Origin of the sequence: Psychrobacter sp. APC 3279 (assembly GCF_030407795.1) — a bacterium.
Taxonomy (GTDB): Bacteria; Pseudomonadota; Gammaproteobacteria; order Pseudomonadales; family Moraxellaceae; genus Psychrobacter.
In genome coordinates this window covers 1-865 of the sequence record NZ_JASDCR010000045.1, presented here as the reverse complement: position 1 = coordinate 865, position 865 = coordinate 1, and the positions used below count along the sequence as shown (strand labels likewise).

At 42.3% G+C, this 865-nt stretch carries 1 protein-coding gene; it reads left to right on the top strand.

Annotated elements, in window-relative coordinates:
• Positions 1 to 95 precede the first annotated feature (95 nt).
• Positions 96 to 848, top strand: coding sequence for an IS5 family transposase (locus QL898_RS13740; RefSeq protein WP_290177193.1), 753 nt, complete (start codon positions 96 to 98; stop codon positions 846 to 848).
• Positions 849 to 865: the final 17 nt, after the last annotated feature.

Sequence of the window (865 nt, the reverse complement as noted above, 5' to 3'; positions counted from 1 at the left end):
ACTAGGGCGTGTTGAACATTGGCGACAAATTAATGGCAAAAAAAATAGCGAACGGTTAATCTTTAAGCTCTCACACAAAAAAGATATCGTTCGCTATGCCTCGCACCATGCTCAAAGATGAACACTGGACAAGACTGAAACCTATATTACTAGAACTTAATATCTATGACAAAGGAAATCTTAGACAAACGGTTGAAGGCGTGCTTTATCGCATGCGTGTTGGCTGTCCTTGGCGCGACTTACCCGAATATTTTGGCAAGCCTAATACCATCTATAAAGCTTACCAGCGCTGGTTTCGCAGTAATAAGCTAATGGCATTATTTACGTTACTGATCAAAGACGCAGACCTTGAGTGGGTCTTTATCGATGGCACTCATATTAAAGCGCATCAGCACAGCAGTAGTGGCAACGAGAATCTACAATCCATTAGTAAAAGTGTGGCAGGCCGCGCGACCAAGATTCACTTAGCAGTTGATGCTCATGGCAATCCGATTACCTTTATTTTATCAGATGGCACAACCCACGATGTCAAAGTCGCACCTGATTTAGTAGACAAAGTTAATTTGAGCGATACAGAGGTTTTATGTGCCGATAAAGGCTATGATTCTGATGCCCTACGAGCCCATATTGAACAAGCAGGGACGCATGATAACATCCCTCGAAAACGAAACACTAAGTCTTCTAACGACCATATGGACTGGGACTTGTATAAAGCCAGACATCTAGTAGAAAACGCTTTCGCTAAGCTAAAACAGTATAGGGCGGTTGCCACTAGATTTGATAAGCTCAAGCAGAGTTATGAAAATACGGTCGCTCTTGCTTGTGCTTATATCTGGCTCAAATTATGAATATTCAACACGCCCTA

Excerpts from the sequence above, each read along its gene's own strand:
- QL898_RS13740 (WP_290177193.1), top strand. The coding sequence starts at position 96 with ATGCCTCGCACCATGCTCAAAGATGAACACTGGACAAGACTGAAACCT.